Source organism: Pseudoxanthomonas beigongshangi (assembly GCF_016820515.1).
GTDB lineage: Bacteria > Pseudomonadota > Gammaproteobacteria > Xanthomonadales > Xanthomonadaceae > Pseudoxanthomonas_A > Pseudoxanthomonas_A beigongshangi.
On sequence record NZ_JADHDV010000029.1, the window covers coordinates 1 to 12,045 of the forward strand.

Below are 12,045 nucleotides of genomic sequence, written 5' to 3' on the forward strand. Positions count from 1 at the left end.
TCTAACCGACTGAACTACCACTCCGCGGAAACTTAAACAGTTGGTCCGGTTTGGTGGGTGCTGAGGGTTTCGAACCCCCGACCCTCGCCTTGTAAGGGCGACGCTCTACCGCTGAGCTAAGCACCCGTTCAACCGACCGGACTCACTCGGCAGCAGCGAGTCGATTAGTTTACGGCATCCTTCAGGGCTTTGCCAGCCTTGAAGGCGGGATTCTTGGAAGCCTTGATCTTGATGGTGTCGCCGGTCTTCGGGTTGCGGCCGGTACGGGCGGCGCGCTTGCGCACCTGGAAGGTGCCGAAGCCCACGAGGGTCACGCTGTCGCCCTTCTTCAGGGCCTTGGTGATGCTGGAAATCACGGCGTCGACGGCACGTCCAGCTTCAGCCTTGGACATTTCGGCTTCGTCGGCGACGGCATCAACCAATTCGGTTTTGTTCATGTAGAAACTCCTTTTGCGGAACAACCGCGGAATGTGTAACCGGAATGCGCGGGAATCTGATCGTCACGCGCTTCCGATCGTCTTCCACGAACACGACGAGAACGATGCTCATCGTGTTTGCGGGTGACGCCGTTATACCAGCGGGTATACAGGCACGCAAGCCGAAAACCCAATAATGACGCGGGTTTTGCGGGTTTTTTACCTTCCGTGTATGCCGCGATTCAGTGCTTGACGTCGGGCTGCACGGGCGCCTTGCGGCGGGCCGGCACGCGCCGCGGCTTGCCCCCCTCGGTCGGCGCCGCGGTGGGCGCCAGCGGCCGTTCCAGCGCGAGATCCAGCACCTCATCGATCCAGCGGACCGGCACGATCTTCATGCCCTGGGTGACGTTGGCGGGAATGTCGGCGAGGTCCTTGCGGTTCTCTTCCGGGATGATCACGGTGGTGATGCCGCCGCGCAGCGCCGCCAGCAGTTTTTCCTTCAGGCCACCAATGGCGGACACGCGCCCGCGCAGGGTGATCTCGCCGGTCATCGCCACGTCGGCACGCACCGGCGTGCGGGTCAGCGTGGACACCAGCGCGGTCACCATCGCGGCACCGGCGCTGGGACCATCCTTCGGCGTCGCGCCGTCGGGCACGTGCAGGTGGACGTCGTGCTTCTGCAGGTACTCGGCATCGATGCCCAGTGCGGTGGCGCGCGCGCGCACCACCGACATCGCGGCGGCCGCGGATTCCTTCATCACGTCGCCCAGCTGGCCGGTCAGGGTCAACAGGCCCTTGCCCGGCACCAGCGCGACTTCGATCTGCAGCAGATCGCCGCCCACTTCGGTCCAGGCCAGCCCGGTGACCAGGCCAATCTCGTTCTGCTCCTCGGCGCGACCGAAATCGAAGCGGCGCACGCCGGAATACTTGTCCAGGTTCTTCGAACTGACCTGCACCAGCGCGCCCTTTTTCTTCTTCTTGGCCGGCTGCGGGCCGGCCAGCGCGATTTCCTTGACCACCTTGCGGCAGATCTTGGCGATTTCGCGTTCCAGGTTGCGCACGCCGGATTCGCGCGTGTAGTAACGCACCAGGTCGCGGATGGCGTCCTCGGCGATCGTGAGCTCTTCCGGCTTCAGGCCGTTGGCCTTGATCTGCTTGGGCAGCAGGTAGCGCAGGGCGATGTTGAGCTTCTCATCCTCGGTATAGCCCGGGATGCGGATGACTTCCATGCGATCCAGCAACGGGCCGGGGATGTTGAGCGAGTTGGAGGTCGCGACGAACATCACTTCGGACAGGTCCAGATCCACTTCCAGGTAGTGATCGTTGAAGGCGCTGTTCTGCTCCGGATCCAGCACTTCCAGCAGCGCCGACGAGGGATCGCCGCGGAAGTCCATCGACATCTTGTCGATTTCGTCCAGCACGAACAGCGGATTCTTGCTGCCGGTCTTGTTGAGGTTCTGCACGATGCGGCCCGGCATCGAACCCACGTAGGTGCGGCGGTGGCCCCGGATCTCGGCCTCGTCGCGCACGCCGCCCAGCGACATGCGCACGAACTTGCGGTTGGTCGCCTTGGCGATTGACTGGCCCAGCGAGGTCTTGCCCACGCCCGGCGGTCCCACCAGGCACAGGATCGGGCCGCGCATCTTCTGCACGCGCGACTGCACGGCGAGATATTCGAGGATCCGTTCCTTCACCTTGTCCAGGCCGTAATGGTCGGCGTCCAGGGTTTCCTGCGCGACCTTCAGGTCCTTGCGGACCTTGCTGCGCTTCTTCCACGGCACGCCCAGCAGCCAGTCCAGGTAATTGCGCACGACCGCCGCCTCGGCGGACATCGGCGACATCTGCTTGAGCTTGTTGAGTTCGTTCTTGGCCTTGGTCTCGACCGCCTTGGGCATGCCGGCCTCGGCGATCTTGCGGGCCAGTTCCTCCTGCTCGTTCGGCGCGTCGTCGAGCTCGCCCAGTTCCTTCTGGATCGCCTTCATCTGCTCGTTGAGGTAGTACTCGCGCTGGCTCTTCTCCATCTGCGACTTGACCCGGCCGCGGATGCGCTTTTCCAGCTGCTGCACGTCGATTTCGCCGTCGACGAAACCGACCAGCAATTCCAGCCGCTCGCCGATGCCGATGGTTTCCAGCAGGCGCTGCTTGTCGCTCAGGCGCACGCCCAGATGGGCGGCGATGGTGTCGGCCAGGCGACCGGGTTCATCGATGCCGGCCAGCGTCTGCAGCAGTTCCGGCGGCAGTTTGCGGTTGGTCTTGACGTACTGTTCGAACAGGCCCATCAGCGAACGCGCGACCGCTTCGATTTCACGCGGCTCGCGGCCTTCGGTGGATTCGATTTCCTCGCCTTCGCCGTACAGCGAACCGTCGCGCTCGACGACATTGGAAACCTTCACGCGGGAGACGCCCTCGACCAGCACCTTGATGGTGCCGTCGGGGAGCTTCAGCAATTGCAGGACCTGGGCCAGGGTGCCGATGCTGTAGAGATCGGCGGCCACGGGATCGTCGGTCTCGGCCGACTTCTGGGCCAGCAGCAGGATGCGCTTGTCCGCTTCCATGGCCTGCTCCAGCGCGCGCATGGACTTGTCGCGGCCGACGAACAGGGGAATGACCATGTGCGGGAACACCACTACGTCGCGTAGCGGCAGGACCGGCAGGTCGAGAATTTCGGTGGGGGTACGGCGGGGCATGGGGGCTCCAGCGGATGCGGAATTACGGAGGCCAAAAAGCCAATGGCCCCGTTATGGGGCCATTGTCGGGAGGATGCAAGTGCAACCTCTAAATGTTAATTGAATCAAATACTTGCGCCGAATGCTCGGCCTCGCTTCATTCCGCGGCGGCGACCTTCTGGGCCGGCGGATTCTGGTAGATCAGGTACGGCTCGGACTTGTGTTCGATGACCGATTCGTCCACCACCACCTTGCTGACGTTTTCCAGCGACGGCAGGTCGTACATGGTGTCCAGCAGGACCGACTCGACGATGGTGCGCAGGCCGCGCGCGCCGGTCTTGCGCTTGAGCGCCTTGCGGGCAATCGCCGACAGCGCGTCCGGGCGGAACTCCAGTTCCACGCCTTCCATGTCGAACAGCTTCTTGAACTGCTTGGTGATGGCGTTCTTGGGCTCGGTGAGGATCTTGACCAGGGCCGGCTCGTCCAGTTCCTCCAGGGTCGCGACCACCGGCAGGCGGCCGACGAACTCGGGGATCAGGCCGAACTTGATCAGATCTTCCGGCTCGACCTCGGACAGCAGCTTGCCGGTCTCGGTCTTGCGCTCGGCGCTGCGGACCTTGGCGCCGAAGCCAATCCCGCTGGCCTCGGTGGAGCGCTGCTGGATGATCTTGTCCAGGCCGGCGAACGCGCCACCGCAGATGAACAGGATGTTCTTGGTGTCCACCTGCAGGAATTCCTGCTGCGGATGCTTGCGACCGCCCTGCGGCGGCACGCTGGCGACGGTGCCTTCGATCAGCTTCAACAGCGCCTGCTGCACGCCTTCGCCGGACACGTCGCGGGTGATCGACGGGTTTTCGCTCTTGCGCGAAATCTTGTCGATTTCATCGATGTAGACGATGCCCTGCTGCGCCTTCTCGACATCGTAGTCGCACTTCTGCAGCAGCTTCTGGATGATGTTTTCCACGTCCTCGCCCACGTAACCGGCTTCGGTCAGGGTGGTGGCGTCGGCGATGGTGAACGGCACGTTGAGCAGGCGGGCCAGCGTCTCGGCCAGCAGGGTCTTGCCGGAACCGGTCGGGCCGGCCAGCAGGATGTTCGACTTGGCCAGTTCGACGTCGTCGTTCTTCTGCCGGCTCTCGATGCGCTTGTAGTGGTTGTAGACCGCCACCGCCAGGGTGCGCTTGGCACGCTGCTGGCCGATCACGTACTGATCCAGGACTTCCAGGATCTCGCGCGGCTTGGGCAGGTGGCTGCGGGCGGACTGCGCCTTCTCCTCGAGTTCCTCGCGGATGATGTCGTTGCACAGCTCGACGCATTCATCGCAGATGAACACGCTGGGGCCCGCGATCAACTTGCGGACTTCATGCTGACTCTTGCCGCAGAACGAGCAATACAGGATCTTGCTGCTGTCGCCGGTACGGCCCTGACGGTCTTCGCTCATGCTTCGATTACTCGGTCACCCTGCCCGCTAGGCGGACTCGGTCGGAGAATAGCACACGGCCCCGGCCTGTCAGCCGGGTCCGCGGAGGGGGTGGCAGGCGCGGCAAACAGGGGCCGCGCCCGGGGTTCACGCCGGCTGGATGGTCTCTTCAGGACGGCGTTCCAGCACCTGGTCGACCAGGCCATAGGCCTGCGCGTCGGAGGCGCTCTTGAAATTGTCGCGCTCGGTGTCGCGCTCGATGGTTTCCAGGGCCTGGCCGGTGTGCTTGGCCAGGATCTGGTTCAGGCGCGAACGCAGGGTCAGGATTTCACGGGCATGGATGTCGATGTCCGTGGCCTGGCCCTGGAAGCCGCCCAGCGGCTGGTGGATCATCACCCGCGAGTTGGGCAGCGCGTAGCGCTTGCCCTTGGCGCCGGCGGCCAGCAGCAGCGCGCCCATGCTGGCGGCCTGGCCGATGCAGACGGTGCTGACGTCCGGCTTGATGTACTGCATGGTGTCGTAGATGGCCATGCCGGCAGTGACCACGCCGCCGGGCGAATTGATGTACAGGCTGATGTCCTTCTCGGGGTTCTCGGCCTCGAGGAACAGCATCTGCGCCACGATCACGTTCGCCACCTGGTCGTCCACGCCGCCAACCAGGAAGATCATGCGTTCCTTGAGCAGGCGCGAATAGATGTCGTAGGCGCGCTCGCCGCGGCTGGTCTGTTCGACCACCATCGGCACCAGGTTCAAGGCTTTGGTTTCAATGCTCATCGGCTTATTCGCGCCCAAATTGTCGTGGAGGGGTCCGGCCTAGGATAGCCGGACCGGGACGGGCTGGGGTCTCATCGACCCCGGCGAACCGCCGTTAGTTCCGGATGGCTTCCTGGAAGCTCAGCGACTGCTCCGTGTGCTGGGCGCGCTCGGCGATCCAGTCGATCACCTGCTCTTCCATCACCCGGGACTGCAGTCCCCCCATCAACTGGGGATCGTTGCGGTACAACTCAATGACCTGCTCCGGTTCCTCGTAGGTGGAGGCGATCAGGCGCAGGGTCTCGTTCAGGCGCTTGGGATCCAGGCGCAGCTGGTTGCGGCGGGCGACCTCGCCCACCAGCAGGCCGACCAGGACGCGCTTGCGGGCCGCATCCATGAAGCCCTCATGGGCGTTCGGCGGGATCTGCACCTGCTGGCCGTTGCGGGCGGCCTGATCGGCGGTCTGCTGGACCATCGCGCGGGCCTCGTTCTCGACCAGGCGCGGCGGCATTTCCACGTGCGCCCAGGCGGCAATCAGCTGCTCGCCGACTTCCCGGCGCAGGCGGCCCATCAGGGCGCCCTTGAGCTCGCGCTCCAGGTTGCTGCGGATGTCGCGGCGGAACTGTTCGGCGTCACCGCTCTTCACGCCGAAGCTGCGGATGAAGTCCTTGTCGACCGCCGGCAGCACCGACTCGGCCACTTCGGTGACCTTCACGTAGACGTCGACCTGGCGGCCCGCCAGCTGCGGCACGCGCCAGTCGGCGGGGAACTGCACCTGGATCGTCTTCTCCTCGCCGGCGGCCAGGCCGATCAGGCCCTTCTCGATATCGGCGAACATCACGCCCGAGCCGATCAGGGTGGCGCCCTTTTCCGCGCCCTCGGCGGGCAGGCGTTCGTCACCGGCCTGCGACCAGGTTTCCAGTTCGACGCGGTCGCCGTCCTTCGCACCGCGCTGCACCACTTCGAAGGTGCGGCGCTGCAGGCGCAGGTTCTCGACCATCTGGTCGATGTCGGCGTCGGCCACTTCGGCGGTGTGGCGGATGACGTTGAGCTTGGTCACGTCGATCTCGCCGAAATCCGGCACCACTTCGAAGGTCGCGATGAAATCCAGCTCACCCTCGCCGTTCTTCTCGATGCGGGGATTGCCGGCCAGTTGCAGATCGTTGTCGCGCACGGCGTTGTTGAAGGTCTCGCGCAGCAGGCCGTCGAGGGCCTCGGCGCGGACCTGCTGGCCGAAGCGCTGCTCGATCACCTTGGTGGGCACCTTGCCGGGACGGAAACCCTTGATGCGGGCGGTGCGCGCGATTTCGCGCAGGCGGCCACCGATGTGGGTATCCAGACGCTCAGCCGGCAGGCTGAAGGTCATGCGGCGTTCGAGGTTGCCGACCGATTCGACCGAAACTTGCATACTCACTGGCTCCTGCTGCCCGGGTCCCATGCCCGGGCATGATGTTGATGAATTCGGGTCGCCCGCGGACACGCGACGTGCCGACCGGCGGAACGGAATAGTTTCGCCTATTCCGGGCTTTCCTGCCAACCGCAGGCGCCGGGGAAGGGAATTTCGGGGCAATCCGGGGAAATGGCCGGGGCCCCGGATTCCGGGCCGGTCCCGGAAACGTCCGGAAGGACGTGGTGCGAAAGGAGGGACTCGAACCCTCACGGGGGTTACCCGCTGGAACCTAAATCCAGTGCGTCTACCAATTCCGCCACTTTCGCAGGTGCGCCGGCATTCTACCCAGCCGGGAAGGCCGACGGAGCATCCCGGAAAAGAAAACGCCCGACCTCGCGGTCGGGCGTTCTGTTTGGTGGGCCGTCAAGGATTCGAACCTTGGACCTATTGATTAAGAGTCAACTGCTCTACCAACTGAGCTAACGGCCCCAAAAACTGGACGCGTAGTGTAACCGCATCTTCTTTTTCTTACAAACCCCCGCTTGCGCGAAAGCCTTGCTTGGTGGGGTGGCTGAGGGGACTCGAACCCCCGACATCTGGAATCACAATCCAGTACTCTAACCAACTGAGCTACAGCCACCACTGAAACTTTTTTCTACCGCTTTGTCCGCCGCTTGCGCCGGATGGCGCGCCCGACAGGACTCGAACCTGTAACCGCCGGCTTAGAAGGCCGGTGCTCTATCCGGTTGAGCTACGGGCGCCCGGACCGGATTGTCGCATCCCTGTCGTCGGGACGAACCAGACTGGTCGGGGTAGAGGGATTCGAACCCCCGACCCTCTGCTCCCAAAGCAGATGCGCTACCAGACTGCGCTATACCCCGACGAGGGCCCCGGCATCGGCGCCAGGCAGCGTCGACAAGGCCGTCTATTGTCGGAATCTGCCGGCTTCCTGTCAAACGCCGCGTCCGGTCACGGGCATCGGCTATGCTCCGCGGCTGGGGACAGAAGTCCGAATCAACCATGAGGGAACCATGATGCGCAGCGGCAATCCGGCTCTTAAGGAGTCCACCTTCCTCGACCTGGGCAGCGGCGCGGTGGTTTCGCGCGATGCCGGCGCGATGACCCTGAACGGCACGGTCAACCGGACCGGCATCCTGCTGCTGCTGTGCGTGCTGACCGCCACCTACACCTGGAACACGGCACTCACCCCGACCGGCGAACTCGCGCCGGGGGCGATGCTGTACATCCTGGGGGGGCTCATCGGCGGCTTCGTGCTGGCCATGATCACCATCTTCAAGAAGACCTGGGCACCGGTCACCGCCCCGCTCTACGCGCTGGCCGAGGGCCTGTTCCTCGGCGCCATCTCGGCGATGTACGAGGTGAAGTTCAACGGCATCGTGCTGCAGGCGGTGCTGCTGACCTTCGGCACCCTGTTCGCGCTGCTGATGGCCTACCGCTCGGGCTGGATCAAGGCCACCGAGAACTTCAAGCTGGGCGTGGTCGCGGCCACCGGCGGCATCGCGCTGATCTACCTGGCCACGATCGTGCTGGGCTTCTTCAACATCAACATTCCCTACATCCACGACTCGGGTCTTATCGGCATCGCCTTCAGCCTGTTCGTGGTGGTGGTCGCGGCGCTGAACCTGGTGCTGGATTTCGATTTCATCGAGACCGGCGTGGAGCAGAACGCACCCAAGTACATGGAGTGGTACGCGGCGTTCGGCCTGATGGTCACCCTAATCTGGCTGTACATCGAGTTCCTGCGCCTGCTGTCCAAGCTGCAGTCGCGCAACTGAATCTCCAGGCCGGTAAAACAAGAAACGGGGCGCAAGGCGCCCCGTTTTTTTTGCTGCCCAGGATGCGACGCGACGCTCAGCCGGTACCCGCCACGGCAGTTGAGCGGCGCGCGGGAAGCAGCATGAACACCACGGCCGCCGCGACCAGCAGCCAGCAATAGTGGACGCTGCCGGCCAGCGCCAGCGGCGAAACGGCCGCCAGCGACGATGCCAGCAGAATCTGCGCGCCATAAGGAAGCACGCCCTGCACCACGCAGGCGAAGATGTCGAGCAGACTGGCCGAACGACGCGGCGTGATGCCGTGGCGCTCGGCGATGTCCTTGGCGAGACTGCCGGTGATGAGGATCGCCACGGTGTTGTTGGCGGTCAGGACATCGGTCCCGGCGGAGAGCGCGGCGATGCTGAATTCGCCGGAGCGCCGCCCGGTATGGCCGCGGGCGAAACGGGCAATCGTCCGCGCCAGCCAGTCCAGGCCCCCGCTCGCCTTCATCAGCGCCCCCAGTCCTCCGATCAGGATCGAAAGCAGGGTCACCTCCACCATGCTCTCGAATCCGGCGTAGATGTCTCCGGCAAGATCGACCGGCGTGTAGTCGCCGGCAAAGACGAAGCCGAAAACGCCGGAAAGCGCCAGGCCGATCGCCAGCACCACCACCACGTCCAGTCCAATCAGGGCGAGCACCAGCACCAGTACATAGGGCAGCACCAGCCAGGGCGACGCGCCGCCGGGCGCCTCCACCGGCGCCCCCTCTCCCAGGAACGCCAGCAGCACCGCGGTGGCCAGGGCGGCGGGTAACGCAATCTTGAAGTTCTCGCGGAACTTGTCGCGCATCTCCGCGCCCTGGCTGCGGGTCGCCGCGATCGTGGTATCCGAGATCACCGACAGGTTGTCGCCGAACATCGCACCACCGATGACCGCACCGACGACCAGCGTGCGATCCAGGCCAGCGGCGTCGGCGACGCCCAGCGCGATCGGCACAACGGCGGCGATCGTGCCCATCGACGTCCCGATGGCCAGCGACACGAATGAAGCCACCAGGAACAATCCGGGCAGGATCAGCGACGGCGGCAGCGCGCCCAGTCCCAGCGCAACCACCGCATCCACCGCGCCAATGGCCTTGGACACGGTGGCGAACGCGCCGGCCAGCAGGAAGATCAGGCACATCAGCATCACGTTGGCATCGCCCATGCCGCCCAGCAGCGTCGGCGAGGCCGCCACGCCGCGTCGATGGGCCAGCCACGCCCCCAGCGCCAGCGCCGGCAGGATCGCCACCGGCGCGCGCAACTGGTAGAAGCCCATGGCGTCGCCCTGGGACGTGTAGTAAAGGCCGGCGCCGAAGAACAGGGCCAGGAACAGCAGCAGCGGGGTCAGCGCGAGCGCGCTGGGGCGGACGGTCATCGTGGGCGGCGGAGGTGTGCGGGAAACCGGCGATTGTCCGGCTTGCCACGGCCCGGTCCAAGCCCCGCGGGCGGGACGAACGCAAACAAAAACGGGACGCTGGGCGCCCCGTTTCCGTGTTTCAGGCCGGTAAAACCCGGCGCCGCCGGGACATCAGACCCGGCTGGCGATCGCCTTGGCGAAGGACATCGTGGTGCCCTCGCCGCCCAGGTCCGGGGTCAGCGAATCCTTGGCTTCCAGGGTGGCGATGATCGCCGCGCGCAGGCGTTCGGCCTTGTCCGGCTGGCCGAGGTGGTCGAGCATCTGCGCCGCGCCCAGCAGCAGCGCGCACGGATTGGCGATGCCCTTGCCGGCGATGTCCGGGGCCGAGCCGTGGACCGCCTCGAAGATGGCCGCGTCGACGCCGATGTTGGCGCCCGGGGCCAGGCCCAGGCCGCCGACCAGGCCGGCGCACAGATCGGAGATGATGTCGCCGAACAGGTTGGTGGTGACGATGATGTCGAACTGCTCCGGACGCATCACCAGCTGCATGCAGGTGTTGTCCACGATCATCTCGTTGCACTGGATGTCCGGGTACTGCGCGGCCACTTCGCGCGCGACCTTCAGGAACAGGCCCGAGGTGGTCTTGAGGATGTTGGCCTTGTGCACCACGGTGACCTTCTTGCGGCCGGTCTTGCGGGCCAGGTCGAAGGCGTAGCGGACGATGCGCTCGGAACCCTTGCGGGTGATCTTCTGGGTCAGCAGCGCGGTTTCGCCGTCCTCGGAGATGGACTGGCCTTCACCGATGTAGGCGCCTTCGGTGTTCTCGCGGACCGTGATCAGATCCACGCCGGAGGGGAAGCGCGACTTGGTGTTGGGGAACGACTTGGCCGGGCGGACATTCGCGTACAGGTCGAAATGGCGGCGCAGGGCCACGTTGATCGAGCTGAAGCCCTCGCCCACCGGCGTGGTCAGCGGGCTCTTCAGGGCCACGCCGTTCTTGCGGATCGATTCCAGGGTCGCCTGCGGCAGCAGGTCGCCGTGCTTTTCCAGCGCGACCATGCCGGCATCGGCTTCCTCGTAGCTCAGGCCCACTTTCAGGGCTTCGAGCACGTGCAGGGTCGCGTCCATGATCTCCGGGCCGATACCGTCGCCGCGGATGACCGTAATCGTCTGGGTCATTTGCTTGGGATTCCGAACAGGGGCGCCGTGCGGGCCGGGAACCGGGATGCAGGCGCGGAGGGGGTTTCAAGTCCGGCAATTATGCCTGAACCCCCTGTACGGTCCCAAATCGACCATCGTCGGAGGAGCGGAAAACCGGCCTTGTCGCGCCGGTTCCAGCCAAGGCCGGCGCCGGCGCGGGGCCGATTCGCGGGTCAATCGTGGCCGTGCGCCGAAGGCGCGTCGGCCGCGCCGGCCTCCAGCTGATCCAGGAAGTCCACCGCCCTGCGCAGGTGCGGGATGACGATGGAGCCGCCCACCACCAGCCCGACCGAGAAGGTCTCGAAGAACTCGTCGCGGCTGACGCCGGCGTCCTTGCACTGGGCCACGTGGTAGCTGATGCAGTCGTCGCAACGCAGCACCATCGACGCCACCAGCCCGAGCAGTTCCTTGGTCTTCACATCCAGCGCGCCGGGCTGGTAGGTCTGGGTGTCCAGGGCGAAGAAGCGGCGGACGACCTGGTTCGGTTCGGCCAGGATGCGCTCGTTCATGCGCTGGCGGAATTCGGTGAATTCGCGCAGACGGTCCTTTTCACCGCCGCTCATGCGCCCTCTCCGGCCAGCAGCGGCTCCAGCTTGCCGGCCCGATGCAGGGCGATCATGTCGTCGTAGCCGCCGACGTGGGTCTCACCGATGAAGATCTGCGGCACGCTGGTGCGGCGCGCGCGGGCGATCATGCGTTCGCGCTCGTCCGGCTCCAGGTCGATGCGGACTTCCTTCCAGCTCTGGCCCTTGCTCTTGAGGAAGTTCTTCGCGGCCACGCAGTAAGGGCAGATCGCGGTCGTGTAGAGGGTGATGGCGGGGCCGCCGGTCTCGGTGTCGCTCAAGGAATCCTCCTGAATGGAACAACGCGTTCAAAGTCGGGTCTGAGGGCAATATGGGTGGCCGATGGCGCGCTTTCCAGCCGGCCGAGTGGAACAGTGCGGGCCGTGGGTCCGGTTAACCGCATGTTCACTCGCTGCCGGCGGCAAAGCGTCATCCTGCCGCTCGCAAGCCTGCCGCCATTGTC

The 12,045-nt window shown here is 65.1% G+C and carries 10 protein-coding genes and 6 tRNA genes; 1 reads left to right on the forward strand and 15 read right to left on the reverse strand.

The genetic code is table 11. The annotated features are described in order from the left end of the window. Positions 1 to 51: 51 nt before the first annotated feature. The 11 genes from IQ458_RS16970 to IQ458_RS17020 form a co-directional block, all read right to left on the reverse strand. Positions 52 to 126: transfer RNA gene (locus IQ458_RS16970), tRNA-Val, on the reverse strand. A 38-nt stretch (positions 127 to 164) separates the two neighbouring features. After that, the gene (locus IQ458_RS16975) at positions 165 to 437 is read right to left on the reverse strand and encodes an HU family DNA-binding protein (RefSeq protein WP_141456262.1); all 273 of its coding nucleotides are present in this window, start codon (positions 435 to 437) and stop codon (positions 165 to 167) included. A 221-nt stretch (positions 438 to 658) separates the two neighbouring features. Then, complete coding sequence (gene lon, locus IQ458_RS16980; RefSeq protein WP_183637718.1) at positions 659 to 3,103, reverse strand: endopeptidase La; 2,445 nt, start codon at positions 3,101 to 3,103, stop codon at positions 659 to 661. Positions 3,104 to 3,239: 136 nt separating this feature from the next. Then, on the reverse strand, positions 3,240 to 4,523 hold the full coding sequence (clpX, locus tag IQ458_RS16985; protein ID WP_183637721.1) for an ATP-dependent Clp protease ATP-binding subunit ClpX: 1,284 nt from the start codon (positions 4,521 to 4,523) through the stop codon (positions 3,240 to 3,242). A 126-nt stretch (positions 4,524 to 4,649) separates the two neighbouring features. Then, entirely contained in the window at positions 4,650 to 5,276 is a 627-nt protein-coding gene (clpP, locus tag IQ458_RS16990; RefSeq protein ID WP_183637724.1) for an ATP-dependent Clp endopeptidase proteolytic subunit ClpP, read from the reverse strand. A gap of 94 nt (positions 5,277 to 5,370) precedes the next feature. Next, complete coding sequence (gene tig, locus IQ458_RS16995) at positions 5,371 to 6,663, reverse strand: trigger factor (protein WP_183637727.1); 1,293 nt, start codon at positions 6,661 to 6,663, stop codon at positions 5,371 to 5,373. Between the two features lie 222 nt (positions 6,664 to 6,885). Beyond that, a tRNA-Leu gene (locus IQ458_RS17000) sits at positions 6,886 to 6,971 on the reverse strand. Between the two features lie 87 nt (positions 6,972 to 7,058). Continuing rightward, positions 7,059 to 7,134, reverse strand: a tRNA-Lys gene (locus tag IQ458_RS17005). A gap of 74 nt (positions 7,135 to 7,208) precedes the next feature. Next, positions 7,209 to 7,285, reverse strand: a tRNA-His gene (locus tag IQ458_RS17010). A 44-nt stretch (positions 7,286 to 7,329) separates the two neighbouring features. Beyond that, positions 7,330 to 7,406, reverse strand: a tRNA-Arg gene (locus IQ458_RS17015). Between the two features lie 43 nt (positions 7,407 to 7,449). Further along, positions 7,450 to 7,526: transfer RNA gene (locus tag IQ458_RS17020), tRNA-Pro, on the reverse strand. Positions 7,527 to 7,676: 150 nt separating this feature from the next. Between IQ458_RS17020 and IQ458_RS17025 the strand changes: the two genes are divergently transcribed. Beyond that, positions 7,677 to 8,441, forward strand: a complete 765-nt coding sequence (locus IQ458_RS17025) for a Bax inhibitor-1/YccA family protein (RefSeq protein ID WP_183637730.1) — start codon at positions 7,677 to 7,679, stop codon at positions 8,439 to 8,441. Between the two features lie 76 nt (positions 8,442 to 8,517). Here the strand turns inward: IQ458_RS17025 and IQ458_RS17030 are convergent, their stop codons facing one another. From IQ458_RS17030 to grxC, 4 genes are all read right to left on the reverse strand, one after another. After that, on the reverse strand, positions 8,518 to 9,837 hold the full coding sequence (locus tag IQ458_RS17030) for a Na+/H+ antiporter NhaC family protein (protein ID WP_183637733.1): 1,320 nt from the start codon (positions 9,835 to 9,837) through the stop codon (positions 8,518 to 8,520). A 153-nt stretch (positions 9,838 to 9,990) separates the two neighbouring features. Further along, positions 9,991 to 10,998: an isocitrate dehydrogenase gene (locus tag IQ458_RS17035; protein WP_203323553.1), complete on the reverse strand. Its 1,008-nt coding sequence runs from the start codon at positions 10,996 to 10,998 to the stop codon at positions 9,991 to 9,993. Positions 10,999 to 11,192: 194 nt separating this feature from the next. Further along, complete coding sequence (locus tag IQ458_RS17040; RefSeq protein ID WP_183637738.1) at positions 11,193 to 11,582, reverse strand: carboxymuconolactone decarboxylase family protein; 390 nt, start codon at positions 11,580 to 11,582, stop codon at positions 11,193 to 11,195. Beyond that, positions 11,579 to 11,863 (reverse strand): glutaredoxin 3, encoded by a 285-nt coding sequence (grxC, locus tag IQ458_RS17045; RefSeq protein WP_221188916.1) that lies wholly within the window; start codon positions 11,861 to 11,863, stop codon positions 11,579 to 11,581. Before grxC ends, IQ458_RS17040 begins: the two co-directional genes overlap by 4 nt. Positions 11,864 to 12,045 lie beyond the last annotated feature (182 nt).

What these genes read in the sequence shown, in the direction of transcription:
- IQ458_RS16975 (WP_141456262.1), bottom strand. Translation starts at nt 437, where the DNA reads ATGAACAAAACCGAATTGGTTGATGCCGTCGCCGACGAAGCCGAAATG.
- lon (WP_183637718.1), bottom strand. Translation starts at nt 3,103, where the DNA reads ATGCCCCGCCGTACCCCCACCGAAATTCTCGACCTGCCGGTCCTGCCG.
- clpX (WP_183637721.1), bottom strand. Translation starts at nt 4,523, where the DNA reads ATGAGCGAAGACCGTCAGGGCCGTACCGGCGACAGCAGCAAGATCCTG.
- clpP (WP_183637724.1), bottom strand. Translation starts at nt 5,276, where the DNA reads ATGAGCATTGAAACCAAAGCCTTGAACCTGGTGCCGATGGTGGTCGAA.
- tig (WP_183637727.1), bottom strand. Translation starts at nt 6,663, where the DNA reads ATGCAAGTTTCGGTCGAATCGGTCGGCAACCTCGAACGCCGCATGACC.
- IQ458_RS17025 (WP_183637730.1), top strand. Translation starts at nt 7,677, where the DNA reads ATGATGCGCAGCGGCAATCCGGCTCTTAAGGAGTCCACCTTCCTCGAC.
- IQ458_RS17030 (WP_183637733.1), bottom strand. Translation starts at nt 9,837, where the DNA reads ATGACCGTCCGCCCCAGCGCGCTCGCGCTGACCCCGCTGCTGCTGTTC.
- IQ458_RS17035 (WP_203323553.1), bottom strand. Translation starts at nt 10,998, where the DNA reads ATGACCCAGACGATTACGGTCATCCGCGGCGACGGTATCGGCCCGGAG.
- IQ458_RS17040 (WP_183637738.1), bottom strand. Translation starts at nt 11,582, where the DNA reads ATGAGCGGCGGTGAAAAGGACCGTCTGCGCGAATTCACCGAATTCCGC.